The organism is Mesorhizobium sp. WSM4806, assembly GCF_055811635.1.
The window spans coordinates 75671-102369 of sequence record NZ_JBVVQZ010000013.1; the positions used below are offsets into that span (position 1 = coordinate 75671).

The window sequence follows — 26699 nt, forward strand, 5'->3', positions numbered from 1 at the left end:
CCTATTCGGCGGCCTTCGAGAAGTCAATCGCCGGCTCGTCGAGCAAGCCCGGCCCTGCGGAGGTCTCCATAGTCGCATTGGCTGGCGTTCCGCGCCGGAACACCCGACGGAAGAATGCATAGAAGCGGCTGTTCTTGCTACGCGTGAACACCATCAGCATCGACGGTGTCACCACCAGAGTCAGCAAGGTGGCGAAGGACAGGCCGAAGACGATCGCCGAGGACAGTGAAATCCACCATTGCGTCGACGGCGCGTTGATCGTCGTCTCGTGATGGAAGATTTCGAGACCGAGGCCGAAAGCGATCGGCAGCACGCCGAGGATCGCCGACACCGCCGTCAGCACCACCGGGCGGGCACGTTCGCGGCAAGTCTGCAGCACGGCGTCCATCTTGTCCCAGCCCTCTTCGCGCAGCCGGTCGTAGGTGTCGATCAGCACGATGTTGTTGTTCACCACCACGCCGGCCAGCGCGATGACGCCGATGCCCGACATGACGATGCCGAACGCCTCTCCAGTCAACAGCAATCCCAGGAACACGCCGACGGTCGCCATGACCACGCAGGACAGCACCAGCCAGACGCTGGTGAACTTGTTGAACTGCATCAGAAGCACCAGGAAGATCAGGAAGATCGCCGCGCCAAAGGCCTTGCTGAGGAAAGCGCTGGCCTCGGCGCTGTCCTCGTTCGAGCCGGCAAGCTTCCAGCGTATGCCGCTGCCGAGATCCACTTCGGCGACAGCCTGGCTGACCTGCTGCTGGACAGAAGCGACCTGCTCGCCGGCGGCGACATTGGCCTGGACGACCACGGTGCGCGCGCCGTCGATGCGGTTGAGGATGCCGACGGTCGGCTCGGGCTTGCGCACGACGAAATTCGAGATCGGCACCGACCCTTGCGACGTCTGCACCCTGAGGTCGTCGAGGGTCGACAGCGTGCGCCGGTCCTCGGGCAGGCGCAGCCTGATGTCGACGGCGTCGTCCGCACCGGCCGGCCGGTATTCGCTGAGCTTCAGCCCGTTCGTCACCAGTTGCACCACCGTGCCGACTGACGTCGGGCTGATGCCGTATTGCGCCGCCTTGGCGCGATCCACGTCGAGCGCCCAGTCGACGCCAGGCGGCGGCAGGCCGTCGGAAATGTCGATGACGCCGGGCACCTTGGCAATGCGTGCGGCGACGGCGCGCGCCTTGTCGTCGAGACCTTTCGGGTCGACGGCTGACAGCCTGATCTGGATCGGCTTGCCTGTGGGCGGGCCGGCCTCGGGCACGCGAACCTCGACGTCGACGCCGGGAATGCCGGCCATGACGCCGCGCAGTTCGTCCAGGATGGCGTTCGCCGATTTGCGCTCGCGCCAGTCGACGAACTCGTACTGGATCACGCCGACCACGTCTTCAGGAATGTCCTGGCCGCCGCCTTGCGTCTTGCCGACACGGGTATAGACCGATTTCACGCCTGGCCAGCCGAGAAGCCGGTTTTCCGCGGTCGTTGTGGCGGCATCCATTTCGGCGAGCGAAAGGTTGCCGCGGGCGTGCACATAGAGCAGGCCGTAGTCAGGCTCGACATTCGGGAAGAACTCGACGCCGGCGCCGTATTTCGAATAGGCAAAGCCGACACCGAACAAGAGGCCGACGGTGAGCAGAAGCACGGTGATGGGAAAGCGAACCGCCTGCTTGACCACCGCCATGTACCAGCCGTCGCGGTTGTCGTTCTCGTGATGCGGCGGCGCCTTGGCGAACAAGGCGCCCAGCGCCGGTGCAAAAACCAGTGCATAAAGCATCGAGGCCGAGAGCGTGACGATCAGCGTGATCGGCATGTATTTCATGAAGTCGCCGATGATGCCCGGCCAGAACAGCAGCGGCGAAAAGGCGGCGATGCGCGTCATCGTCGCGGCGATGACCGGACCGGCCATGCGCTTGGCGGCAAGCGCGAAGGCCTCTGCCTTAGGCATGCCTTCGCTCATCCGCCGCTCGGCGAATTCGGTGACGATGATGGCGTCGTCGACCAGCATGCCGACCGCCAGGATGAGGCTGAACAGCACGATCATGTTGATCGTGTAGCCCATCATAGCCAACAGCAGGATGCCGATCAGGAAGGACGATGGAATGGCCAGGCCGATCAGCAGCGAGGCACGGCCCGACAGCGCGTAGAGAATGACGATGAACACCAGGATCACGGCGATCATGACGTGGTTCTGCAGATCGCCGAGCAACTGGTTGACGAAGACCGATTTGTCCTGCGTGTAGGTGACGTGCATGCCTTCCGGCATGGTCTTTATGAAGGCATCGGACACGGCCCTCACTTGGGCGATCGTGTCGATCAGGTTGGAGCCGATGCGCTTCTTCACCTCGATGGCGATCGCCGGCTTGCCGTCGAGACGGGTCACCGTCTCGGCGTCCTTGAAGGTGGAGCGGACGGTGGCGATATCCTGGGCCTGCACCACGGCATTGGGGCCGGCGACGATCGGAAGCGCCGCCACGTCCTGTGGCGTTTCGATCAGCGACGGCACCTTGACCGCGTATTTGCCCTCGGACCCTTCGATGTTGCCGGCGGCGACAAGACTGTTGGAATCGCCCACCGCACCGATCAGCTGCTCTAGCTGCAGCCCGTAGGAAGACAGTTTCATCGGATCGATGACGACTTCGACGAGATCGTCGCGGGCGCCCTGCAGCGAACCCTCCAGCACGCCAGGCACTTCCTCGATGCGGTCGCGCAACTCGCGCGCCGCCGTCGTCAGAACGCGCTCGGGCACCTCGCCCGACAGCGTCACGACAAGGACGGGGAATTCGGAGACGTTGACTTCGGAGACTACAGGCTCCTCGGCTGCCTGCGGCAGGTCGGCCTTGCCGTCCTGGACCTTGCTGCGCGTGTCCTGCAGCGCCGTCGCCAGATCCGTCTGCGGGTGGAATTCGACCAGCACGTAACCGCCGCCCTGGAAGGCGGCCGAACGCATCTCCTTGAGCCCCTTGAGGCTCTTCAGCTTGGCTTCCATCGGCCGCAGCAGAAGGCGTTCCGAATCCTCGGGCGAGATGCCCTGATAGATCAGGCTGACATACATCATCGGAATCGGAACGTCGGGTTCCGCTTCCTTCGGTGTCGACTGATAGGCGACCGCACCGGCAAGGATGAGGAACACCAGCACCGAGATGGTCAGCCTGGCATTGCTGATTGCGAGTTTGACGATATCCATGATTACTGCGTCCCGGCCGTCGCTTCGCCCAGCAGCTTCTGGATGGTCGCCTGGTCGGCCTCGACCGGCTTGACCACTTCGCCTTCCTTCACGAGTTCCTGGCCGGCGACGATGATGCGCGCATCGGCAGGGATGCCGCCGAGCACCAGGCCGGTTGGCGTATCGTCGACCAGATCGATCGGGAAGAACACGACCTTGTTGTCCTTGTCGACGGCGCGGATGCCGAGATCGCCCTTGTCGCCGAGCGTGACCACGGAGCGCGGCAGCATGACTGCGTCGGTCGGCTGCGCGCTCAGCCCGATTTCGGCCGTCATCCCGGCAGGAATGGTGCCCTCAGGATTAGGGATTGCGATCTCGACCCGGAAGGTGCGGGTGGCGGACGACGCGTCGCGGCTGATGTAGCGCACGGTGCCCTCGACGATCTGGCCGCTGACCAGCCGTACATTCGCCTTGTCGCCGATCTTCAGATAGCCGAGATCACGCTCGCTGACCTCGCCGCGGGCGATCACAGGGTCGAGGCTCAGAATGGTTGCCACCTCGCCACCCTGCATCACGGAACTGCCAAGCTCCACCGGCACCCGGTCGATGACGCCGTCGAACGGAGCCCTCACCTCATTGCGATCAAGCTGGGCTTGCATCGCTTCCAGCATCGACTGCGCTAAGGTCAGGGTGGAGCGGGCGTTGTCGAGCTGCAGCTTGGGCAGATTGCCGGTTTTCGCAAGCCGCGAGGCCGCATCGAGTTCGGCCTGACGCTGCGCGACAAGCTGCTTGGCGTTGCTGAGCGCCGAAAGCTTTTCCTCGGTGGCAAGCATCAGCACGAGGTCGCCCGTCTTGACGTGCTGTCCTTGCTTGACCGGCAGCTTGTCGATGATGCCGTCGACCCGGGTCGCCAGCACCGCGCGCTTGTCGGCTTCGGTCAGTCCGGAAATGCGGATGGCGCGCGCATAGGTACGCCTGGGCGGGGTTAAGATCGCGACGGTGCGCAACGGCGCCTTGGGCTGCTCTGCCTCAGCGGGCTTGGCCTTGCCGGCGTCAGGCGCCTTTGGCTGCTCGACCTCCCCCGCTTTGGGTTTGTCGGCGGCCGCGCTGCCGACGGACGAGAACTCGCCCGTCGCCATCCACGCAGCGAATCCGACAAGCACAACAATGGCTGCAAGCTTGTGAAACCTGTACTTCGGCATCGTCATTTTTCCAGTGCGCGGGATTCGGCCAGGCCGCGTCTTGTAACTCGGGCGCGTCGCCGATATGGGTGCGCGCAAGGCCGTGTTCAACTTGCCGTGATCGGCGAACGAGCTTCTACATCAAAGTTGCACCGCAATATAGTCAGAAATGTTGATGGGTAATACTTCGCTGGGCAGGATGCGGCCGCCGCCATGAGGCGCGCCGGACCAGCGCAGCCGTTCGTCTGCGAACATCCATTCGGCGCAGTGCGCATGCGAAAGCAACCGCAAGACCGCGTCCCTCGGACAAACCCTTGGCTGCATGGACCGTCATCGGTGCCGTGCCTTGGCTTTCCTCTGCCGCTGGGAGGTGCCAGCGAAACAGCATGGCAGCAGCTGTCAGCATGATGGGAATATTTCATGCAAAGGTCACCTCCTTCGACAAGGGCAGTGTCCGGATGCGCTCGCCTGTCAGTGCGAAGATGGCGTTGGCCAGTGCCGGTGCCGCCGGCGGCGTGCCGACTTCGCCGACGCCGCCCATCTTGTGAAAATTCTCCAGGATGGCGACTTCGAACGCCGGACACTGGGAGATGCGCATGGCGTCGTAGTCATGAAAATTCGACTGATCGACCATGCCGTCGGCGAAAGTAATCTCCTGACCCATCGCTGCCGACAGGCCGTAGATGGCGGCGGAGATGAGTTGCGCCTCGATGATATCAGGATCGAGCGCGGTGCCGACATCGGCGGCGATCCACATCTTCTCGATGCGGATTCCGGACGGCGTGTCGGCGACCTGGACGATCTCGCCGACCCAACTGCCGAAGGACAGCGCGAACGCCATGCCCTTGGCCTTGCCGGCGGGCAGCGCCTCGCCCCACTTCGCCATTTCGGCGACCTTCTCGACCACCTTCACCGCTGCCGGATAGGCAGCCATCAGCATCTTGCGCAGTTCGACCGCATCGGTTTTCCCGGCGGTGGCGATCTCGTCCATGAAGCCCTCATGAAAGAAGCCGTTGATCGAGCAGCCGACCGATCGCCAGAAGCCGACCGGGATGGAGGCGGGCGCAGCGATGCCGCTGACCCGGTAATGCGGGATGGTGTAGGGCTGGTCGTAGGCCCCATCGACAATGGACTTGTCGGGGCCAAGCGGCGGGATCGAGGGAAACAGCCGGCGCAAGGTGCTGGCTATCACCGATGGCGAGGCGATTGTCATGTCGACGGCGACCGGTATGCCGTCGTTGCCAAGCCGCGCCTGGAATCTGCCGACCGAAGCCGGCCGGTAGGCGTCGTGGCGCATGTCCTCCTCGCGCGTCCAAATCACCTTGATTGGCCGGCCTGCCGTTTCTTTCGCCATCAGCGCGGCACAGAGCGCATAATCCACCTCGATACGTCGGCCGAAGCCGCCGCCCATGAAGGCGGTGTGGACGCTGACCTTGTCCTGCTCAATGCCGACAGCATTGGCGCAAAGCTGCCGCACCAAGGTCGGCGCCTGGTTGCCGCACCAGATGTCGAGGACGCCGTCCTTAAGCCGCGCCGTGGCGTTCATCGGCTCCATCGTCGCATGTGCCAGATAAGGCACGGCATAGTCGGCCTCGACGATCCTTTCGCGCGGCGCGTCGGCGAAGGCGGTATCGACATCGCCATCGTCGCGCATCACCGACCCTTTTGTGCCGAGCGCCTGCTTCAGCACCTCGGAAATGCCGGCGCTGTCCAGCGGATATTCGGGATCGGCCCATTCGGCGTCGATCGCCTCCGCCGCCTTGAACGCCGCCCAGGTGTTTTCGGCGATGATGCCGAAGCCGTGGCCGTAATTCGTGTCGATCGGCACGATTTTGATCACCCCAGGCATTTTCTCGGCGTTCGAAAAATCCGCCTTGACCGGCTTGGCCCAGAAGCGCGGGCTCATCTTGACCGTGCCGTACAGCATCTCCGGCAGCGTCACGTCGATGCCGAAGATCGGCGCCCCGGTGACCTTGGCCAGCATGTCGATGCGTTTTTGCGGTTTGCCGAGCAGTTTCCAGCCGGCTTTGTCTTTGAGCCTGATTTCCGCGGGCGGCGCCATCGTCGCAGCGGTCGCAGCGACCGCGCCATAGGTCAGCGACTTGCCCGATGCCTTGTGCAGGATCGAGCCGTTGGCCGTTTCCAGATCGGCGGCAGCTATACCGAGCTTTTGCGCGGCCGCTGCAATCAGCATCTGCCGCGCGGCGGCGCCTGCCTCCCGCATCTTGCCGAAACCATCGAGCGTCGATGTCGAACCGCCGGTGCCTTGCAGGGCGAGGAATTTTCCGGCCACGCCCATGCCGGCGCGCACTATTTCCGCGGTTATGCTTTCATCGAAGAAGGCGAACGGACCGCCCTCTTCCAGGATCGCCGCATTGAAATAGGCGTAGGAGGCCGGGCCGTGCTCGACCTTGATCTGGTCGAGCCCGACATCGAGCTCTTCGGCAACCATGGCAGCAAGCGTCGTCGAGATGCCTTGGCCCATCTCGGCGCGCGGCGCGACGATGGTGATGGTGTTGTCGGCGCCGATTTTCACATAGGGGTTGAAGGTCGCTTCATCAGCCGCGAGGTCGCCTTCCAGCGGATTCGGAAAAGGCTTGCGATAATAGTAATAGCCGACGGCGATGCCGCCCGCGATGGCAGCGGTGCCGATGAGAAACGTGCGGCGGGCGATCTTTCCGACACTGGCCACGGTCAGATCCCCGCCGTCTTGAGCACGACCGCTCGTTTGATCGCCGCACGGATCTTCGGGTAGGTGCCGCAGCGGCAGAGATTGCCGCCCATGGCATCGTCGATATCGGCATCGGTCGGCTCGGCAACCTGGTCGAGCAGCGCCACCGCGCTCATGATCTGGCCGGCCTGGCAGTAGCCGCACTGGGCGACCTGCTCTTCCAGCCATGCCTGCTGTACCGGATGCAGTCCGCCTTCGGTGCCGATGCCTTCGATCGTGGTGACCGCGCCGGTGACCTCACCGACCGGCAATGAACAGGAGCGCACCGGCTGGCCGTCGACATGCACCGTGCAGGCGCCGCAGGCGGCGATGCCGCAGCCGAACTTCGGCCCGGTCTTGCCCATGAGATCGCGCAGCGCCCACAGCAGCGGCATTTCGGGATCGGCATTGACGTCGAATGCCTGCCCGTCGACGGTGAGGCGCATGGGGATACCCTTTGTTGTCGTCCACAGCCCGGGCAGGCCGGTCGGCCATTCGCCCTTATACATCTTGACAAATTACGTCATTTTGTCAATAGAGCTTTAGCAGGATAAAGTCGCGCCATGATCGAGATCGAGGACATCGCCACCGACCCCAAGCGCGCCCGCATTCTGGACAGCGCGATGAAGGTGTTTCTGGCCTATGGTTTCGCCCGCACCACCATGGACGACATCGCGCGTGCCGCCGACATGTCGCGGCCGGCGCTTTATCTGCAGTTCAAGAACAAGACTGATATTTATCGCGCCATTGCGTTGATGCTGCTCTCCCGCTCGCTCGAGCAGGCGAAAACGGCACTCGCCGGCGAAGAACCATTTGCCGGGCGCACGATGCGGGCCATCGACGAAGCGCTGATCTCGATGACGCGCACCGTCCACGGCTCGCCGCATGGCGCGGAACTGCTTGACATGAAGTCGAGTCTCGCCGACCTGATCGGCTGCTGGCGCAGCCGGTTTGCCGAGCATATCGCCGCAGCGATCCAGAGCGAAGCCGGACGCAATGGCGTCGATCTCACCGCCAACGGCTTGTCGGCAAAATTGCTGGCCGACATGCTGCTCGACGGGCTGGAAGGCATGAAGATGCGCATCAGCGATCCGGACGAGCAGCGGCAGGCTGCGGCCGCGCTGATCAAGGTGATCGATCTAGCCTTGCAAAAAAACTGACAACTAAACGCCTCAGGCTCGGCGACGCGCTGCCTCGGGTTTCTTGCGTGCTGCGAGGAACTCCTTGACCCGCCGCCCCGGTGCCGGTCCACGCATCGGCTTGAAGCCGTCGTCGAGCTCGCCTGAGAGATCAAGCGTCGGCCGCTTGCCGACGGCGTCGTAATTCTCTTCCAGCCAGTCGCTGGCGGCGGTGCGGCCAAGGTCGCGCAGATAGGTCAGGAAGGCCCATTCGGCATTGACCTTGGACGATGCCGACAGGTCCTTGAATGCCTCGTCGGCATCGATGCGGTGCATGCGGATGTCGCGGTATTCGCCATGCGGCAGCCGGCCGGCGGCAATCAGCTCCTTGATGAAGGCGATCGAGCGGAATTCGCGCAAGAGTCCGGCGTTGAAGGTGATCTCGTCGATGCGATTCTGGATTTCGTTGGCGCTCTTCGGCGTCCCCTCGCGGACCACCGGATTGATCTGCACCAAAAGCACGTCCTCGGTGGCAGTCGTCTTGAAGAACGGGAACAGCGCCGGATTGCCGCCATAGCCGCCATCCCAGTAGGGCACGCCCTTGATCTCGACGGCGCGGAACAGCTGCGGCAGGCAAGCCGACGCCATCACCGTGTCAAGATCGATCTCGCCATCGGAAAAGACGCGTAACTGCCCGGTCTCGACATTGGTCGCGGAGATGAACAGCTCCATCGATTTGCAGGCGCGCACATTGCCGAAATCGATCTCCTGTTCGATCACGTCGCGCAGCGGGTTGAGGCCGAGCGGGTTGGCGACATAGGGCGAAAACACCCGCGACATCGTGTCGAAAAACAGATAGCCCGGCGTGTTCTCGATCGACCAGTTGCCCCAGGCGACGTCCCACGGCATGCGCTGCACCGGGCTGAACCGGCCCTTCCGCGCCACCGCGCGCCAGAAATCGTCGAGCTTCTGCCGCGCGCCCTCGACGCCGCCGCGGACGAAGCCGTCGGCCAGCGCCACCGCGTTCATGGCGCCGGCGCTGGTGCCCGAAACCGCCGCGATGTCGAGCCGTCCGTCCTCCAGCAGCTGGTCGAGCACGCCCCAGGAAAAGGCGCCGTGCGAGCCGCCGCCCTGCAGCGCGACGTTGATCTTCTTGGGCTCCTCCGCCTTGCCGTTTGTCGTCATGGCGTTGTCCTTGATCTGTAGAGAGCCATTGGATGGATCACTGCGCGGTCCAGCCGCCGTCGACCGAGATTTGCGTGCCGTTGATCTGCGCTGCCGCATCCGAGCACAGGAATACCGCGGCAGCGGCAACTTGCTCGACCGTGACGAATTCCTTGGTCGGCTGCCTGTCGAGCATGACCTCGCGGACCACCGTGTCGCGGTCCATCTTGTTCGCCTTCATCTGGTCGGGGATCTGCGCCTCGACCAGCGGCGTCAGCACATAGCCGGGACAGATGGCGTTGCAGGTGATCTTGTCGCGCGCCAGTTCCAAAGCGACCGTCTTGGTCAGTCCCATGATGCCGTGCTTGGCCGCGACATAGGCCGATTTGAACGGCGAGGCGACCAGCCCATGGGCCGAGGCGATGTTGACGATCCTGCCGCCGCCGGCTTCTCTCATCAGCGGGATGGCGGCGGCGATGGTGTGAAAGGCCGACGACAAATTGATGGCGATGATGGCGTTCCACTTCTCGACGGGAAATTCTTCCACCGGCGCGACATGCTGGATGCCGGCATTGTTGACCAGGATGTCGACCGAGCCGAAGCTCTCGGCTGCCTTTGCGACCAGCGCCCGGCATTCGGCCGGCTTCGACATATCTGCCTTGATGTAGACAGTCTTCACGCCGTGATGCTTGGCGATCGCATCGGTGACGGCCTGGTCGTCGGCCGTGTCTGAAAAGGAATTGACGACGATGTTGCAGCCATCGGCCGCGAGGGCATGGGCGATTGCCAGGCCGATGCCCGAGGTGGAACCGGTGACGATGGCGGTTTTTCTGCTGGGCAAGGCGAAATCCTTCGTTACGGCGCTAACGGACCATATTGCAGTGCAGCATATATGCCTCGTGTGGCGCAAAAACAGCGGCACTCAGTGGCGATGATATGAAATTTTCGTTATGAAAGAGGACACCCTCACTCAAAGCTGTACGCCTGACACCAGTGCGAAGACAGGTTTTGCAGTGCGAAGATAGTTTTGTCAGCGATCCCCGGAAGCCACTTCAGGGCGCTCGTAAGATTGCGTTTCGGGATTTGTCATCTGGCTGATGAAAAGACGCAGAGCTTTCCGTACGGCGAGCGATGGCGGCTCGGACGGATGCCACTCCGGGAAATGACCATCGATCGCCATGCGTGCCAGGCCATAGACAAATGCGCGGGCGGCAAGCACCAGATGATCGAAGTCGGTGTCCGGGGCAAGCCGACCTTGTTGTTGCGCTTGGGTCAGCAGGTCGATCATTTTCCGGCGAACGGCTTCATTCTGATCACGAAGACTGTCCGACGCGTCGAAATCGATCAGCGTCCGAGAACTGATGATCTGGAAATGCGTGGGATTGCTGATCGCCCACTCCAGATAGCCTTGCCCGATCGCTTCGAAGGCCACAATGGGATCTGGGCTGCCGACTTTGGACTGTGCATCGGCAACGGCCTCGGTCAGCCGGTTCATCGCCTGTTCGGCGACGGCGGTCAGCAGTGCTGATTTCGAGCGGAAATGCCGGAATGGCGCGCCGGGCGAAACGCCGGCACGTTTTGCCGCCTCGCGCACCGAGACATGCTCTGCTCCGCGCTCTTCGATGATCTCTACGGTGGCAGCGATCAAGGCCTCGACCAGATTGCCGTGATGATAGCGCTTGGGGTGGGCGGCTTCGCCGGTATCCGTGGGGCTGGTCATGCCTGCGAAATAGCACAACGCCGACATGTAATCACTGATTATTTTCTTGTGTCCAGGCGTTTCATATGTAATCAGTGCTTACAACATCAATGGAGGTTACCATGCTTCGCATCATCGCAACGACTGCCCTTGCTTTCTCTTTACTGTCGCTCGGGTCTGCCCAGGCCGAAGATCGGCCAACCCTGCAAATCGTCTGGCCGGCGGCCGGCTCGTTCATCGAACTCGGCAATGACCCAGAGAAGGCGATAGGCGTCGTCGTCAGCAGCAACTTCGCGCTTCTGCCAGCGGGTGAATGCGACGGCGTCAGCCAATGCGGCCATTTGCATATGAAGATCGATCCCGCCGGAGACACCTGCAACATCCCCGGCAAGCCGTACAACAGCATGAACAGCGACTTTGGCGGCGATCTTGTCAAGGCTCGTTTCGGCCATTGCCCGGATGCCGCCGGCAAGCATGTGATCGGCGTCCTACTTGCCGATGATCATCACAAGCCCATTCTCGTCGACGGCAAACCCGTTACGGCTCTGGTGACGGTGACGACGAAATAGCGCGGATCGGGCGGGACCCAGCCTCATTCGAGGCGGAGATTTTCTGACACGGCCTGCTGATGAGAGATTTCGGCCGGGCTTGGTCCGGCCGGCGATCACGACATCGTGTCGAGCTTGCGCTGCATGGCGGCGATCTGTTCCTTCAGTTCCTGAAGGTCGTCGGGCTTTTCCGACGTCTCTTTCCTGGTCGGCTCCGCCGGCGCTGCGGAAGTGCCATTCGAGCCTGCCGGTGGGAAGGGCGTGAACAGGCGCATGGCGTTCTGGAACATCTCCATGTTGCGGCGCGTCTGCTCTTCCAGCGCCTTGATCGGCGTGGCGATCTTCATCATGTCCAGCGGCGACTTGCCCAACGCACCCTTCATCTGCTCGCGGAAGCGTTCCTGTTCCTTCGAGAAGGCGATCATCGACTGTTCGAGGAAGCTCGGCACGATCATCTGCATCTGGTCGCCGTAAAAAGCGATCAACTGGCGCAGGAACGGAATCGGCAGCATGTTCTGCCCTTCCTTGTTCTCCAGTTCGAAGATGATCTGGGTCAGCACCGGATGGGTGATGTCGTCGCCGGTCTTGGCGTCCTGGACGGTGAACTCCACGCCCTTCTTGACCATTTCGGCAAGGTCCTCGAGCGTCACATAGGTGCTGGTGCCGGTGTTGTAGAGGCGGCGATTGGCATATTTCTTGATGATAATCGGTTCGTCTTTCGCGGCCATCAGCATCCTCCCGGGACACCGGCGCACTTGAGGTAAGCTGCCGGTAACGATTGCGCCTTTTCAAGGATATGCGCAAAAGCGTCACAATTCCAAGCGGTTTGTGCAGTGCGGCATCAATTAATGCTGCACGGCGGGCTAGAAATGCTGCGCAGCAATGGGCCGGCTGTATCCACCACGATGCGCAACCTGCTTGCGACGCATGGCCGGTATGCCCATTTCCGGTTTGACTTGGATCATTGAAAGGGCAAGAAAAGCCCTGACGATACAAAACTGCGATACCAAAACCTCGATACCTCGAAGTGTGGAGAAGAACATGTCCGCTGCCATCGTTGTCGCCAGTGCGGCGCGCACGCCCGTCGGTTCCTTCAACGGCGCCTTCGCCGCCACGCCCGCGCATGAGCTTGGTGCCGTCGTCATCAAGGAGTTGCTGTCCCGTACCGGTGTCGAGCCGGCGGAGGTCGACGAGGTCATCCTCGGCCAGGTGCTGACCGCGGCTCAGGGCCAGAACCCCGCCCGCCAGGCATCTATCGAAGCCGGCCTGCCGAAGGAAACCACCGCCTGGGGCCTCAACCAGGTTTGCGGCTCAGGTCTGCGCGCTATTGCTCTCGGTATGCAGCAGATCGCGACAGGCGATGCCAAGGTGATCGTCGCCGGCGGGCAGGAATCGATGTCGCTGGCCCCGCACGCTCAACACCTGCGTGCCGGCGTCAAGATGGGCGACTACAAGATGATCGACATCATGATCAAGGATGGGCTGTGGGATGCCTTCAATGGCTACCACATGGGCAACACGGCCGAAAACGTCGCTCGCCAGTTCCAGATTACCCGCGAGGACCAGGACCAGCTCGCATTGGCCTCCCAGAACAAGGCAGAGGCCGCGCAGAAGGCCGGCAAATTCAAGGACGAGATCGTGGCCTTCACCGTCAAGGGCAAGAAGGGCGACACCATTGTCGACCAGGACGAATATATCCGCCACGGCGCCACGATCGAGGCCATAACCAAGCTGAGACCGGCCTTCGACAAGGACGGCACGGTGACCGCCGCCAATGCCTCCGGCATCAATGACGGCGCCGCCGCCGTGCTGCTGATGACCGAAGCGGAAGCCGCAAAGCGCGGCATCACGCCGCTGGCGCGCATCGTGTCCTGGGCGACCGCGGGTGTCGATCCGCAGATCATGGGCACCGGGCCTATTCCCGCCTCGCGCAAGGCGCTGGCCAAGGCCGGCTGGTCGGTCGGCGATCTCGACCTGATCGAGGCCAACGAAGCCTTCGCCGCCCAGGCCTGCGCCGTCAACAAGGACATGGGCTGGGATCCGTCGATCGTCAATGTCAATGGCGGTGCCATCGCCATCGGCCATCCGATCGGCGCCTCCGGGGCCCGCATCTTCAACACGCTGGTTTACGAGATGCGCCGCAGAAGTGCCAGGAAAGGCCTTGCCACGCTGTGCATCGGCGGCGGCATGGGGGTCGCCATGTGCGTGGAAGCGCTGTGAAGTCATCTTCAAAGCGCCGTGAGGACGGAGCGAGCAAGCCGTGAAACAGTCGGTGGCGAACAGGCTCCGCCGTTAGAGCGTTTCCGTTCGCCGCCCGCCGATCGAGAAAAAGGGAGGATATTATGACAAAGGTAGCACTCGTCACCGGTGGGTCGCGCGGCATTGGCGCCGCGATCTCGATCGGCCTGAAAACCGCCGGCTATCAGGTCGCCGCGAACTACGCCGGCAATGACGAAGCGGCGCAGAAATTCAAGGCAGAGACCGGCATCCCCGTCTACAAATGGTCGGTCGCCGACTACGATGCCTGCGCCGCCGGCATCAAGCAGATCGAGACCGATCTCGGCCCGGTTTCCGTTCTGGTCAACAATGCCGGCATCACCCGCGACGCCATGTTCCACAAGATGACGCGCGAGCAGTGGAAAGAGGTCGTCGACACCAATCTTTCCGGCGTCTTCAACATGACGCACCCACTGTGGGTCGGCATGCGCGACCGCAAGTTCGGCCGCGTCATCACCATCTCCTCGATCAATGGCCAGAAAGGCCAAACCGGCCAGGTCAATTATTCGGCGTCGAAGGCCGGCGATATCGGCTTTACCAAGGCGCTCGCCCAGGAAGGGGCGCGGGTCGGCATCACCGTCAATGTCATCTGCCCCGGCTACATCGCCACCGAGATGGTCAGGGCGATGGACGAGAAGGTGCTCAATGAGCGCGTCATCCCGCAGATCCCGGTCGGCCGACTCGGCGAGCCGGAAGAGATCGCACGCTGCGTCGTCTTCCTCGCGTCAGACGATGCCGGTTTCATCACCGGCTCGACCATATCAGCCAATGGCGGCCAGTATATCACGTGAGGCGTTATGTCACCTGAGGCGTCGGCCTGTTGCCGGCGACTGTTGCACGGGTCTAACCGCCCACACGGCCGAGTTCGAGGCCGGGATCCGGATTACTCCGGCCGTCAGGCGACACGCTTCAGCCCTGGTTCGGCTGCCGGCTTGGTCTGGGCGGCTGGACCCGGCTGGCGCGAAGGTGCCGGCAGGCGGGCAAGCGACGCCCGGCTGAGGCCCGACAGTTTCAAGGCGATGCGACGCTTCAGAAATGGAGTGAGATTCAGCGCCGAAAGCACGAGATTGCGGACGAACCGCTTCACCGAATTGCGGGAAAGCGCCATCTCGGTCATCATGCCCGCCAGTTCAAGCACCTCCTGGGCCGCCGGGCGGCGCAGCGTTTCGTAGAGGTCGAGCGCGGTTTCCGGGCGCACGCCGTTCACCACGTCGCCAAGCAACTGGCCAAGCACGACCGCGTCGATGATGCCGGTGTTCATGCCTTGCCCTCCCGCCGGGCTGTGCACGTGCGCGGCATCGCCGATGAGGAACAACCGGTCCTTGCGATACGAGCGGACCAGGCGGTGATGCACGCGAAAACGCGAGCTCCACACCAGTTCGAGCACCCGGGTTCTTTTCTTGGTCGGACCACGGCTGTCGAGCAGCGCCTGGATGTCGGTGACCGCGGGGTTTTCCGGTGCGTCATCCATTGTCGCGACGACCCGGTACGAACCGTCCGGGAGCGGTGCCACCACCACCAGCCCGGCCGGTGCAAAGAACAGCGACACTTCCGTCGGGCCAACCGGCCAGTCGAGACGAACATCGGCGAGCACGAACGACGCGTCATAGGCGGCGCCGTCGAACTCGATGCCGGTCGACCTGCGCACCAGGCTGTGCATGCCGTCGGCACCAACGACGTAGCGTGCCGATATCAGTTTCTGGCGGCCGTTCTCGATCACCGTCACGTGTGCGCCGTCAGCGTCCTGAACGACTGCCTTGGCCTCGATCGAGCGATGAATCACGCCGCCCAGGGCAGCGCTCCGTTCGGCGAACACCTGCTCGGTCAGGTTCTGAGGCAGCATCATCAGATAGGGATGCCTCGAAGGAAGCTTGCTGAAATCGAGATTGAGCAGCGCCCGGTTGCGGTCGCGGATGGTGAAATTCTGCAGCTTCAGGGCAAGTTCGCTCAGCCGCTGCGTAACGCCGAGAGGCTCCAGCGTTTCCAGCGTCTGCGCGTGGATGACGCCAGCCCGCGAGGTCTGAAGGCCCTCCTCCAGCCTGTCGATCAGGACGTGATCGACACCGGCCTGGTGTAGCACGATGGACAGCGCCATGCCGGTCGGGCCGGCGCCAACGATCAGGACTTCCGTGGTTTCGGGCAACATCTCTCTCTCCATTTATCAACGATCGTTGACTTTCTAGGCGAAGCCATTGCATTTGTCAACGGCTGTTGTCATAAGCCTTTCATGACCGAGAATCAGCCGAAAAAACCCGGCAAGTCGGACCGCACGCGCGCCAAAATCCTGGAGGCCGCGAAGCTCCTGTTCGCCGAGCACGGCTATGAGGGCGCCTCGATCCGTGACGTCGCGGCGCATGCCTCGATCGATCCGGCCATGGTGATCCGCTATTTCCGCAGCAAGGACGAGCTGTTCGCCAGGGCGGCGGTCGTCGACCTGCAATTGCCGGCACTGCGGGTGATCGACCGAAATGCCATCGGCGAAACGCTGATCAGGCGTTTTCTTGAAGTCTGGGAGGGCCCGACCAGCGGCCCTGGCATGGCAATTCTGCTGCGTTCGGCGACGTCGAACGAATTCGCCGCGGAAAAATTGCGCGACGTATTTGGCAACCAGGTGAGGCCGGTGATTGCGGCGGTCGCTGACCCCGCCGATGCGGGTCGACGGGCCGGGCTCGTTTCGAGCCAGTTGCTGGGTCTGGCGATGTGCCGGTACCTGTTGCGGCTTCCGCCCGTTGTCGCCCTGTCGCACGACGAAATTATCCAGAACGTCGGCCCTACTTTGCAGCGCTATGCCGTGGGAGAGGATGCGCCTTGAACAAGCCGGGCTGGCAGTCTGGTCCTCGTGCAGCGACTGCGCCGACCGACGGGCGTGACGCCGATTTGTGCCGAAGCGGCACGCAAAGGGTTAACGGCGGCCGTGCGGCCTGTGCAAAACCCTGTTGCCCGCCTGTGGATAACAGGTGGAATACCTGTTCACGATACTACATATGGGGGTGAACATACCGGGAAACATGCTCCGGCGCCGATTCGTCGCCGTTTCGTTCCGGCTTTGAGCGCAGTGTTAAACGACAAAGACTGAAAAACATCCCCAAATGGTTAAGGCGCGTTAGGAAAGACTAATTATTTCAAAATGTTGGATGACGCCGGCCAACCTGCGTCGATCGTTCAGCGGCAAAAGTTAACGGCGACGTCAGCCCTGCATGAAACGGGCCAGTTCGGCGATTCAGCATGTGGTGAGACTCGCAGGCGAGAAATCCAGATGTAGCCGTGAACAAACCATGAATATGCGCGAGTCAGCGATTCGTAGCCGATTCGTTCCAGACTCGTTCCAACTGTTAAATCGGAACGGCGGAACGGATTGTCGACGGCGACGGAAGGCTTCGAGCTGCCATCGGAATATTCTGCTTTCGCTTCACGCCCAAAATCCCTATGTGTCGGCTGTCACCCGCGCCACCACGGGGCGCGCTCCCGACAACGCGAGGCAGAGAGCCTTAATTTCCAGGTCGATGAACATCCAGCCGAAACACACTGAGCCACTGATCCTGTCAGGCCGCGACGTGACCGCTGTGCTCGGGCCAACCAACACCGGCAAGACCCATCTCGCCATCGAGCGCATGGTGGCGCATGAAAGCGGCATTATCGGCCTGCCGCTCAGGCTGCTCGCCCGCGAGGTCTACTCGCGCGTCTGCGAAAAAGTCGGCGCTCACAAGGTGGCCCTCATCACCGGTGAGGAGAAGATCCAGCCCGACGGCGCCAGATATTCGGTCTGCACCGTGGAAGCCATGCCGCGCGAGACCGACGCCGCCTTCGTTGCCGTCGACGAGGTCCAGCTGGCCGGCGACCTCGAGCGCGGCCACATCTTCACCGACCGCATCCTGCATCTGCGCGGCCGCCAGGAGACGCTGCTGCTCGGCGCAGCGACCATGCACGGCATCCTCCAGCGTCTGCTGAAGGGGGTGTCGGTGGTGACGCGGCCGCGGCTGTCGCATCTCGCCTATGCCGGTTCGAAGAAGCTGACCCGCCTGCCGCGACGTACGGCGATCGTCGCCTTCTCCGCCGACGAGGTCTATGCCATCGCCGAACTGATCCGCCGCCAGCAGGGCGGTGCGGCAGTCGTGCTCGGCGCGCTATCGCCGCGCACCCGCAACGCGCAGGTGGAGCTGTTCCAGTCGGGTGACGTCGATTATCTGATTGCCACCGATGCGATCGGCATGGGCCTCAACCTCGATCTCGATCACGTCGCCTTCGCCCAGAACCGCAAGTTCGACGGCTACCAGTATCGCAACCTGACGGCGGCCGAGCTCGGCCAGATCGCCGGCCGCGCCGGCCGCCACTTGCGCGACGGAACTTTTGGCGTCACCGGCCAGGTCGATCCACTGGACGAGGAACTGGTCAAGAAGATCGAAGCGCATGATTTCGACCCGGTGAAGGTGCTGCAATGGCGCACCGCGCGTTTCGATTTCGCCAACCTCGACGCGCTGAAGCGCTCGATCGAAACCAACGCGCCGGTTGAAGGCCTGACGCGCGCGCTGCCGGCGGTCGATGCGCAGGCGCTCGAACATCTGTCCCGCGACGAGGACATCCGGGCGCTTGCCACCGACGCCAGGCGCGTGGCGCTGTTGTGGGAGGCCTGCGCCCTTCCCGATTACAGGAAGATCGCCCCGGCTCAGCATGCCGACCTGATCGCCTCGATCTACATGGACCTTGCCAGGCATGGCCATGTCGACGAGAATTACATGGCCGAGCAGGTGCGCCGCGCCGACACCACCGAGGGCGACATCGACACGCTGTCGCACCGGATCGCCCAGATCCGCACCTGGACTTTCGTTTCCAACCGGCCCGGCTGGCTGGCCGATCAGGCACACTGGCAGGAAAAGACGCGCGAAATCGAAGACAGATTGTCGGATGCGCTGCATGAGCGGTTGACGAAACGCTTCGTAGACCGCAGGACTTCCGTCCTCATGCGGCGCCTTAGAGAAAATACCATGCCTGAAGCCGAAATCAGCCCAACCGGAACCGTCCTCGTCGAAGGCCACCATGTCGGCGAGTTGCAGGGGTTCCGCTTCACCGCCGACCAGAGCGCCGGCGGCGAGGACGCCAAGGCGGTGCGCACAGCGGCCCAGAAGGCGCTTGCAGCCGAATTCGAGGCGCGGGCCGAACGCTTCGGCGCCTCGGCCAATGGCGACATCGCGCTCGGCTCCGACGGCACGCTGCGCTGGATCGGCGCGCCGATCGGCACGCTGGTCGCAGGCGACGAGCCGTTGAAGCCACGCCTGGTGCTGCTGGCCGACGAGCAGCTCACCGGTCCCGCCCGCGACAAGGTCGCGGCGCGCGCCGAGCGCTTCGTCAATTTCCAGATCGAGTCGCTTCTGAAGCCGCTGGTCGACCTCAAGAACGCCGAGCAGATCACCGGCATCGGCCGCGGCATCGCCTTCCAGCTCGTCGAGAATTTCGGCCTCATCAACCGCCGCGACATCGCCGAGGAGATGAAGTCGCTCGACCAGGAAGGCCGCGCCGCCCTGCGCCGGCTCGGCGTGCGCTTCGGCGCCTACCACGTCTTCGTGCCCGCGCTGATCAAGCCGGCCCCGGCCGGACTGGTGACGCTGTTGTGGGCGCTGCAGAACGACGGCAAGGACAAGCCCGGCTTTGGCGACGTGGTTCACGCGCTGGCCTCCGGCCGCACCTCGGTGGTCATCGATCCCACCTTCGACAAGACCTTCTACAAGCTGGCCGGCTACCGCAATCTCGGCCGTCGTGCGGTGCGCGTCGACATCCTCGAACGGCTGGCCGACCTGATCCGGCCCGCAACCAACTGGAAGCCGGGCCTCGGCCAGCGCCCCGACGGCGCCTATGACGGTCAGTCCTTCATGGTGACGCCGCCGATGATGTCGATTCTCGGCGCCACGGCCGACGACATGGAAGAGATTCTGAAAGGCCTCGGCTACCGGGCCGAGCCGAAGCCGGCTGTCGAGGTGAAGGCACGGCTCGAGGCACAGGACAATGCCGCGCGCGAAGCCGCCGCGGCCAAGCAGGCGGCGGAGGCACAAGCCGAGCAGGCCAAGGCAGCGGAAACCGCGATTGCCGACGCAGCCGCCGAGGCGCCGGCCGACAGTCCAGAGCCGGATGCAGTGGCAGAAGCCACGGCGGAGGCTCTCGCGGAACCCGCTGCCGAAGCGGAACCTGTCGCAGAAGCTCAGCTGCAAAGTCCGCCTGAGGTCACGGTAGAGGGACTGCCTGCAGCTGAAGCCGCAGCTCGAGAGGCAGCACCCGAAACCGCCGTGCTTGAGGTCGCACCGGCGGAGCCGGCTTCCGAAGCCTCGCCCGCAACGGCAGCAGTCTCGGCCGAACCTGCCGCGGCCGCCACCGGCGAGGCTGCTCCAGAGGCCGAGAAAGAGGCAGAGGAACCAAAACCCATCCTGTTGTGGCGGCAGGGCCGCTTCGACCAGCGCCCACGCCACCGCCACCACGACAACCGGCCCCGTGACAGGGACAATCGCCCGCGCAGCGGACAAGCAGCGCGCGATGGCCGCAGCAACGCGCCGGCAGAGGCCGGGCAGCAGGCCGGCGCTCCAGGCGACCGGCCCGCCCGTGAAGGACGCCGCGACGGCGACGGCGCCGGCAAGCCGCGCTTCGACCGCAGCAAGTTCAAGCCCAAGCCCCAGGGCGAGCCAGGCGAACGGCGCGACGGCAAGCCGCAGGGCGAGCGCCCCGATCGTCGCGAAAGCCGGCCCGACTGGAAAGGCGGCAGGCCGGACGGCAAGGGCGGCGCGCCTGGTGGAAAGCCCGCGTTCCAGCCGAAGCCTCGCGAGGAGCGTCCGGTGCGCTTCGACCCGGATTCCCCCTTCGCCAAGCTCGCCGCGTTGCGCGACCAGCTGAAGAAGTAAGTTCGTTCGCTCCGATGGTCACTGATGCCCGCCAGCGCATCGACAAATGGCTGTTCTTTTCGCGTGCGGTGAAATCGCGCTCGCTGGCGGCGAAGCTGGTGGTGGCCGGACGCGTTCGCATCAATCGCGACAAAGCAGCGCAGGCCTCCGATCTGGTCCGCCTCGGCGACGTCCTGACCATCACTCTCGAGCGGCGCATCTTCGTCTGGAAGGTGCTCGGCACCGGCAGCCGGCGCGGTCCCGCCGAGGAAGCGCGCTTGCTCTACGAGGATATCTCGCCGCCGCCGGCACCAAAGGGCGAGGCCGTTCGCGATGCGATCCCCGCACTGCGTGATGCCGGCAGCGGCCGCCCGACCAAGAAGGAACGCCGGGAAACCGACCGGTTGTTCGGCGACGACTGACGCATAACCGGCTTTCGTCGCATCACCGGCAGGAAATCCATTCCGGAAACACCGGCATCACGCGCAATGGCTGCCCTTGCAAGCGGCAGGCAAAGACGTTACCTCACCAAGAAAGCCTACCGCATCGGCCCACAAATCGATATCGATTTTCCAAGAGCACGATGCGTGGATTCAAAGTGTTAGAGCGTACCTTATGCGTCCGATTGGACGCCACGTCGCCCTGATAAAACGGGACGTCCCGGAGCCGACCGATGACCTATGTCGTGACCGATAATTGCATAAAATGCAAATACATGGACTGCATCGAGGTCTGTCCGGTCGACTGTTTTTATGAGGGCGAGAACATGCTCGTCATTCATCCCGACGAGTGCATCGACTGTGGCGTCTGTGAACCGGAATGCCCGGCCGACGCGATCAAGCCGGACACCGAGCCAGGGCTCGACAAATGGCTGCAGATCAACACCGAATACGCCGATAAATGGCCCAATATCACCGCCAAGAAGGAGCCTCCGGCCGACGCCAAGTCCTTCGATGGCGAGGCCGGCAAGTTCGAAAAATATTTTTCTCCCGAGCCCGGCCAGGGTGACTAGCGCTCGACCGCGAAAATCGAAATCGATTTTCGGAAGGACTATGCGCCAGATCAAAGTGTCACAGCGTCCTTGCGCGTCCAAAACGAGCGCGTGGCACCGTAATGGCGACGCCGGTTTGATCGGCGTCACGCGTGCTGACAGGCACCGCACGTTAACTGCCTTGACAGGCGGAGATCGCGCTTGACCTTCGCGCGTGCAGCAAAACCTTGATTCTTCCGACTTTTTGTGCTACACGAACCAAACATGCCGGTGACACAACGTCGATTTATGGCGCAAACGCCCCAAATCACTGAAAGGTGAATTTTTCAATCCGGACCAGAGTGATCTGGGGCAGGCAGTCGCGACTATGCGATTTGCCGCCCTCGGCTTTTCCGGTGGGTTCGTAGTTGTGCGGCTAACGATCGGTACCCGATCGCGCGAGTTCGACCGGCAGAATGCCGGTTCCACACCAAGGAGTTCATGGCGTAATGGCAACAATCACCCCGCAGAAGAAGTCCAGCGCAGCGCGTCACGGTTTTAAGACGGGCGAGTACATCGTCTATCCGGCGCATGGCGTCGGCCAGATCGTCTCGATCGACGAGCAGGAAGTTGCGGGCCACAAGCTGGAACTGTTCGTCATCGACTTCCAGAAGGACAAGATGCGTCTGAAGGTTCCGGTCGCCAAGGCGACCTCCATCGGCATGCGCAAGCTGTCGGAAGAGGATTACGTCGATCGCGCGCTGAAGGTCGTGCAGGGCCGCGCCCGCGTCAAGCGCACCATGTGGTCGCGCCGCGCCCAGGAATATGATGCGAAGATCAATTCCGGCGACCTGATCTCGATCTCGGAAGTTGTGCGCGACCTCTACCGCGCCGACAATCAGCCGGAGCAGTCCTATTCCGAACGCCAGCTTTATGAGGCGGCACTCGACCGCATGGCGCGCGAGATCGCGGCCGTCAACCGCATGTCGGAAACCGAAGCGGTGCGCCTCATCGAGGTGAACCTCAACAAGGGACCGAAGCGCGGCGCCAAGGCCGACAACGAAGAAGCCGAGCAGGAAGAAGCAGCCTGAGCGCTTCTCGCCTTAATTTGGAAAAACCCGGCCTCGCGCCGGGTTTTTTTATTCCTAAGCTCGTCGCGTTTGACTGGATTCATGCGACGCGCTTTAGGTTGTTGTTGTTGTTATGCATGTCGTGATCGCAAAACCACCGCGCGCCCTGCATTAGTGATCGTCACCCCAAAACCGCTACGCACTTTTTGGGCGACATGCCTTAAATTTCGCCACCGGTTTCCTTCTCTGCCTCCTGCTTCAGCGTCGCGATAAACCGCTTGGTTCGCTGGCGCTCCGGATTGCTGAACAGAACCGCGGCGGGGCCTTTCTCGACGACGCTGCCGGCGTCGAGGAACACCACCTCCTGCGCGATTTTGGAGGCGAGGCGCAAATCATGCGTCGCCATCACCATGGTGGTGCCCTCGCTGGCGAGCTGGCCGAGCACGTCGACCACCTCCTGCGCCAGTTCCGGATCGAGCGCCGAAGTCGGCTCGTCGCACAGCAGCACTTTCGGCGATGGCGCCAGCGCCCGGGCGATCGCCACGCGTTGCTGCTGGCCGCCTGACAACGTCGCCGGCCAGGCGTCGGCCTTGTGCGCCATACCAACCTTTTCGAGCAGGGCGAGCGCCCGCTCGCGCGCTCGCCCGGCCGGCCATTTCAACACCGTCACCAGCCCCTCCATGACGTTTTCGATCGCCGTGCGGTGCGGAAACAGCTGGAAATTCTGGAACACCATGCCGGTCTGAAGCCGCAGGCGCTGGATGGCCCTGCCGGGAACCTTGCCGCCGGGATGGAATTCGAGCGCGTCGTCGCCGATGCGCACCGTGCCCGAGGTCGGGATCTCGAGCAGGTTGATGCAGCGCAGAAGCGTGCTTTTCCCACCGCCCGAGGGGCCGACAAGGGCGGTGACGCTGCCTTCCTCGATGGTGACGGTCACGCCCTTCAGCACGAGATTGTCACCAAAGCGCTTCTCGATGTCGGTGAGGCCGATCATGGGCGCGCCTCGAGGAAGCCGCCATAGCGGTTGAGCCGCTTTTCCAGGCGCGTCTGCAACGCCGACAGCACCGAGCTCAGCGCCAGGTAGAGAGCCGCCGCCTCGACATAGAGGATTAGCGGCTCGTAGGTGGTGGCGACGATGCGCTGCGCCGCCTGGAACATCTCCGGCACCGTGATGGCGGCGGCCAGCGATGTATCCTTGACCAGCGAGATGAATGTGTTGGACAGCGGCGGCACCGCGACGCGGCCCGCTTGTGGAAGGATAGTGCGTCGCATCGCCTGGCCCCAGGTCATGCCGATCGAATAGGCCGCCTCCCACTGCCCCTTCGGCACCGAGCCTATGACGGCGCGGATGATCTCCGACGTATAGGCGCCGATATTGAGTGTGAAGCCGATCAACGCGGCTGAAAAGGCGTCGAGCAGGATGCCGACCGAGGGCAGGCCGTAGAAGATCAGGAAGAGCTGCACCAGAAGCGGCGTGCCACGGAAGATCCAGACATAGAAGCGGACCACGGCGACCAGCGGCTTCGGGCCGAACAGCCGGACGAGCGCTGCGACCAGTCCTACGAAGAGACCGAATGCGAACGACAGCAGCGTTAGCGGCACGGTGAAGATCAGCGCGGCCCATAGCAGCGTGGGCAACGAATCCAGCATCAATTGCAGCCAGTGCGGCACGAAAACTCTCCTTGCGAGATTGCCGCCCAAAAATCGGCCCGGCAGCATCGAGGCGCGACCATAGTGTCGTCATATCACGCCAAAAGCGGCGGCCGTCAAAGACGGCTCGCCGCGATACTTTGCCATGCGGGCCGGCAACCGGCCCGCTCCGTGAAATGCGCCTACTTCGAAACGTCCTGGCCGAAGTAAGTGTCGGCGATCTTCTGGTAGGTGCCGTCGGCCTTGATATCGGCCAGCGCCCGATTGATGGCGGCGACCAGTTCCGGATCGCCCTTGCGCACGAGCACGCCGGAATAGTCGGCATTTTCTTCCTGCGCGGCGATCTTCACGTTGGCGTGGGGCTTGTGCTTCTTGAAATCGAGGAAGGACAGGCTGTCGTTGATGGTGGCATCGGCGCGGCCGGTAAGAAGCAGCTGGATCGATTGGTCGAAACCATCGGTACCGACGAGTTCGGCGCCGTTCGCTTCGGCGAGCTTGCCGAAATTCGAGGTCAGCGACTGCGCCGCCTTCTTGCCCTTCAGGTCGGCAAAGCTCTTGATGTCGGTATTGTCGCCGCGCACGATCAGCACCGCCTTGGAAGCAATATAGGGATCGGAGAAATCATACTTGGCCTTGCGCTCCTCGGTGATGCCGACCTGGTTGATAACAGCGTCATAGCGCTCGGCGTCGAGGCCGGCGATCAGCCCATCCCATTTGCCTTCGAGGAATTCGGCCTTGACGCCGAGTCGCTCGGCGATCGCCTTGGCAATCTCGACGTCGAAGCCGACCAGCGCGCCCGAGGCATCATGATAGGTGAAGGGGGCATAGGTACCTTCCGTGCCGACCTTGAAGACACCGGCCTGCTTGATCTGATCGAGATTGGCGCCGGCATGGCCTGATGTGCCTGCCAGTACCTGCAGTGTTGCGGCGACGATAAGCGATTTGAGCCATTTCATTTTTCTGTGATCCCGTCATTGGCCGGCGTCCGGGGCCGGCGTCCGGCGCATTTGTGAGCGCCGGAAACTGACAGATGCAGCCTGGCGAAATAAGGAACCAGATTTCAAAAATGAGACACTTTCGAAATCCAATTCTCAAAACTACATCGACTCACGCCAACCGGCCGAGGAGCGACCGCCGTATCGAGCGTTCGAACAGTGCAATCCACGCGACATCAGCGGCGGAACCATTCGCGCGGGTGGCACGTTTGTTGGCTGTTGTAGGGCGCGGCGTCGCCAATTCAACCACGATGCCAGCTCAGGGGCGAGCGAACGCACCGCAACGCCCGGAACAGGGAGCGTGGCATGATGGAAGATACGGCAGGGCGAACCATGGTCCGCGCGGCGATGAAAGCCCCCTATCTCGAGCGCGACGAGGAGCATGTTCTCGCGCTGCGCTGGAAGGAAAACAACGACCAGCAGGCACTGCACCAAATCGCCATGGCGCATATGCGGCTGGTTATTTCCATGGCCTCGAAGTTCCGCCACTATGGCCTGCCCCTCGGCGACCTGGTGCAGGAAGGCCATGTCGGCCTGCTGGAGGCAGCGGCCCGTTTCGAACCGGAGCGCGAGGTGCGGTTTTCGACCTATGCGACATGGTGGATCCGTGCCTCGATGCAGGACTATATCCTGCGCAACTGGTCGATCGTGCGCGGCGGCACCAGTTCGGCGCAAAAGGCGCTGTTCTTCAATTTGCGGCGCCTGCGCGCCCGCTTGGCGAACGGTGCCGAGCCGATCTCGAACACCTCGCTCTACCGCGAGGTGTCGGTGGCGCTCGGCGTCTCCGAGGCGGATGTGGCGATGATGGACTCGCGCCTTTCGGCCCCGGACAGTTCGCTCAACCAGCCGCTCGCCGACGATGCGGGCGCCACCGAGCGAATGGATTTCCTGGTTTCGGACGATCCTTTGCCGGACGAAGTGGTGGGCGACACGATCGATGTCGAACGCCGCTCTATCTGGCTGAAAACCGCGCTCGGCGCGCTCAATGCCCGCGAGCTCAGGATCATCGAGGAACGCCGGCTGAGCGACGAGGGCGCGACGCTCGAAGCCCTCGGCGAGGCGCTTGGCATCTCCAAGGAACGCGTCCGCCAGATCGAGGCACGCGCCATGGAAAAGCTCAAGATAGCGCTGGTGAAGCAAAACCCCGAGTTTCTGGCGACCGCCGCCTAGGGTGTGTTGCGATTCAGGTTAGGACGAGTCGGAGTCGAACACGGGCGCGAAGCGACCAAACCAGGTGGTTTCCGAGAACCGGAGCGGAGCGTACATAAAGTACGTGAGCACCGGCCTACGCCGGCCGTAG

The 26699-nt window shown here is 63.0% G+C and carries 24 protein-coding genes; 10 read left to right on the forward strand and 14 right to left on the reverse strand.

Annotated elements, in window-relative coordinates; genetic code table 11:
- Position 1 precedes the first annotated feature (1 nt).
- The 5 genes from AC0L2M_RS20240 to AC0L2M_RS20260 all read right to left on the reverse strand — a co-directional run bounded on the left by AC0L2M_RS20240 (position 2) and on the right by AC0L2M_RS20260 (position 7494).
- Positions 2-3178, reverse strand: coding sequence for an efflux RND transporter permease subunit (locus AC0L2M_RS20240; protein WP_287238289.1), 3177 nt, complete (start codon positions 3176-3178; stop codon positions 2-4).
- A gap of 2 nt (positions 3179-3180) precedes the next feature.
- Complete coding sequence (locus AC0L2M_RS20245; RefSeq protein ID WP_419695037.1) at positions 3181-4359, reverse strand: efflux RND transporter periplasmic adaptor subunit; 1179 nt, start codon at positions 4357-4359, stop codon at positions 3181-3183.
- Between the two features lie 120 nt (positions 4360-4479).
- Positions 4480-4629, reverse strand: a complete 150-nt coding sequence (locus tag AC0L2M_RS20250) for a hypothetical protein (protein ID WP_287282408.1) — start codon at positions 4627-4629, stop codon at positions 4480-4482.
- Between the two features lie 127 nt (positions 4630-4756).
- Positions 4757-7030 carry a xanthine dehydrogenase family protein molybdopterin-binding subunit gene (locus tag AC0L2M_RS20255; RefSeq protein WP_473535717.1) on the reverse strand — a complete coding sequence of 758 codons (2274 nt, stop codon included), beginning with the start codon at positions 7028-7030 and terminating at the stop codon, positions 4757-4759.
- 2 nt (positions 7031-7032) lie between these two features.
- Positions 7033-7494, reverse strand: coding sequence for a (2Fe-2S)-binding protein (locus AC0L2M_RS20260; RefSeq protein WP_473535718.1), 462 nt, complete (start codon positions 7492-7494; stop codon positions 7033-7035).
- 117 nt (positions 7495-7611) lie between these two features.
- On the opposite strand from AC0L2M_RS20260, the gene AC0L2M_RS20265 reads away from it, so the two are divergent.
- On the forward strand, positions 7612-8208 hold the full coding sequence (locus tag AC0L2M_RS20265) for a TetR/AcrR family transcriptional regulator (protein WP_473535719.1): 597 nt from the start codon (positions 7612-7614) through the stop codon (positions 8206-8208).
- 12 nt (positions 8209-8220) lie between these two features.
- Here the strand turns inward: AC0L2M_RS20265 and AC0L2M_RS20270 are convergent, their stop codons facing one another.
- The 3 genes from AC0L2M_RS20270 to AC0L2M_RS20280 all read right to left on the reverse strand — a co-directional run bounded on the left by AC0L2M_RS20270 (position 8221) and on the right by AC0L2M_RS20280 (position 11050).
- Entirely contained in the window at positions 8221-9351 is a 1131-nt protein-coding gene (locus tag AC0L2M_RS20270; protein WP_027152943.1) for a patatin-like phospholipase family protein, read from the reverse strand.
- A gap of 37 nt (positions 9352-9388) precedes the next feature.
- Positions 9389-10171, reverse strand: a complete 783-nt coding sequence (locus AC0L2M_RS20275) for a 3-hydroxybutyrate dehydrogenase (protein WP_473535720.1) — start codon at positions 10169-10171, stop codon at positions 9389-9391.
- Positions 10172-10360: 189 nt separating this feature from the next.
- A complete protein-coding gene (locus AC0L2M_RS20280; protein ID WP_473535721.1) occupies positions 10361-11050 on the reverse strand; it encodes a TetR/AcrR family transcriptional regulator in 690 nt (229 codons plus the stop codon).
- A 101-nt stretch (positions 11051-11151) separates the two neighbouring features.
- On the opposite strand from AC0L2M_RS20280, the gene AC0L2M_RS20285 reads away from it, so the two are divergent.
- A complete protein-coding gene (locus AC0L2M_RS20285) occupies positions 11152-11598 on the forward strand; it encodes a hypothetical protein (RefSeq protein ID WP_473482274.1) in 447 nt (148 codons plus the stop codon).
- Between the two features lie 95 nt (positions 11599-11693).
- Here AC0L2M_RS20285 and phaR read toward each other — a convergent pair whose 3' ends face one another.
- Together phaR and AC0L2M_RS20295 are read right to left on the reverse strand one after the other, a co-directional pair.
- Complete coding sequence (gene phaR, locus AC0L2M_RS20290) at positions 11694-12305, reverse strand: polyhydroxyalkanoate synthesis repressor PhaR (protein WP_287230006.1); 612 nt, start codon at positions 12303-12305, stop codon at positions 11694-11696.
- 135 nt (positions 12306-12440) lie between these two features.
- Positions 12441-12632, reverse strand: coding sequence for a hypothetical protein (locus AC0L2M_RS20295; RefSeq protein ID WP_473535722.1), 192 nt, complete (start codon positions 12630-12632; stop codon positions 12441-12443).
- On the opposite strand from AC0L2M_RS20295, the gene AC0L2M_RS20300 reads away from it, so the two are divergent.
- The gene (locus tag AC0L2M_RS20300; RefSeq protein ID WP_473535723.1) at positions 12619-13797 is read left to right on the forward strand and encodes an acetyl-CoA C-acetyltransferase; all 1179 of its coding nucleotides are present in this window, start codon (positions 12619-12621) and stop codon (positions 13795-13797) included. The two genes, AC0L2M_RS20295 and AC0L2M_RS20300, sit on opposite strands and share 14 nt — an antisense overlap.
- A gap of 122 nt (positions 13798-13919) precedes the next feature.
- Entirely contained in the window at positions 13920-14645 is a 726-nt protein-coding gene (gene phbB, locus AC0L2M_RS20305) for an acetoacetyl-CoA reductase (RefSeq protein WP_287230008.1), read from the forward strand.
- A gap of 104 nt (positions 14646-14749) precedes the next feature.
- Here the strand turns inward: phbB and AC0L2M_RS20310 are convergent, their stop codons facing one another.
- The gene (locus AC0L2M_RS20310; RefSeq protein WP_287174431.1) at positions 14750-16000 is read right to left on the reverse strand and encodes an FAD-dependent oxidoreductase; all 1251 of its coding nucleotides are present in this window, start codon (positions 15998-16000) and stop codon (positions 14750-14752) included.
- Positions 16001-16081: 81 nt separating this feature from the next.
- Here AC0L2M_RS20310 and AC0L2M_RS20315 point away from each other — a divergent pair, with 81 nt between their 5' ends.
- From AC0L2M_RS20315 to AC0L2M_RS20335, 5 genes are all read left to right on the forward strand, one after another.
- Positions 16082-16666, forward strand: coding sequence for a TetR/AcrR family transcriptional regulator (locus AC0L2M_RS20315; RefSeq protein ID WP_128176220.1), 585 nt, complete (start codon positions 16082-16084; stop codon positions 16664-16666).
- Positions 16667-17357: 691 nt separating this feature from the next.
- Positions 17358-20735 carry a helicase-related protein gene (locus AC0L2M_RS20320; RefSeq protein WP_473535724.1) on the forward strand — a complete coding sequence of 1126 codons (3378 nt, stop codon included), beginning with the start codon at positions 17358-17360 and terminating at the stop codon, positions 20733-20735.
- Between the two features lie 14 nt (positions 20736-20749).
- Positions 20750-21136 (forward strand): RNA-binding S4 domain-containing protein, encoded by a 387-nt coding sequence (locus tag AC0L2M_RS20325; protein ID WP_027152935.1) that lies wholly within the window; start codon positions 20750-20752, stop codon positions 21134-21136.
- A gap of 251 nt (positions 21137-21387) precedes the next feature.
- The gene (gene fdxA / locus AC0L2M_RS20330) at positions 21388-21726 is read left to right on the forward strand and encodes a ferredoxin FdxA (RefSeq protein ID WP_023803892.1); all 339 of its coding nucleotides are present in this window, start codon (positions 21388-21390) and stop codon (positions 21724-21726) included.
- A gap of 467 nt (positions 21727-22193) precedes the next feature.
- Positions 22194-22775, forward strand: coding sequence for a CarD family transcriptional regulator (locus AC0L2M_RS20335; RefSeq protein ID WP_027152934.1), 582 nt, complete (start codon positions 22194-22196; stop codon positions 22773-22775).
- Between the two features lie 199 nt (positions 22776-22974).
- On the opposite strand, the gene AC0L2M_RS20340 is transcribed toward AC0L2M_RS20335, so the two are convergent.
- The 3 genes from AC0L2M_RS20340 to AC0L2M_RS20350 all read right to left on the reverse strand — a co-directional run bounded on the left by AC0L2M_RS20340 (position 22975) and on the right by AC0L2M_RS20350 (position 25360).
- A complete protein-coding gene (locus AC0L2M_RS20340) occupies positions 22975-23748 on the reverse strand; it encodes an amino acid ABC transporter ATP-binding protein (protein ID WP_473512246.1) in 774 nt (257 codons plus the stop codon).
- Positions 23745-24425 carry an amino acid ABC transporter permease gene (locus tag AC0L2M_RS20345; protein ID WP_027152932.1) on the reverse strand — a complete coding sequence of 227 codons (681 nt, stop codon included), beginning with the start codon at positions 24423-24425 and terminating at the stop codon, positions 23745-23747. Before AC0L2M_RS20345 ends, AC0L2M_RS20340 begins: the two co-directional genes overlap by 4 nt.
- Before the next feature lie 161 nt (positions 24426-24586).
- Complete coding sequence (locus tag AC0L2M_RS20350; protein WP_473535725.1) at positions 24587-25360, reverse strand: amino acid ABC transporter substrate-binding protein; 774 nt, start codon at positions 25358-25360, stop codon at positions 24587-24589.
- A gap of 345 nt (positions 25361-25705) precedes the next feature.
- Here AC0L2M_RS20350 and AC0L2M_RS20355 point away from each other — a divergent pair, with 345 nt between their 5' ends.
- Positions 25706-26569 carry an RNA polymerase factor sigma-32 gene (locus AC0L2M_RS20355; RefSeq protein ID WP_027152930.1) on the forward strand — a complete coding sequence of 288 codons (864 nt, stop codon included), beginning with the start codon at positions 25706-25708 and terminating at the stop codon, positions 26567-26569.
- The last annotated feature ends 130 nt before the right edge of the window (positions 26570-26699 follow it).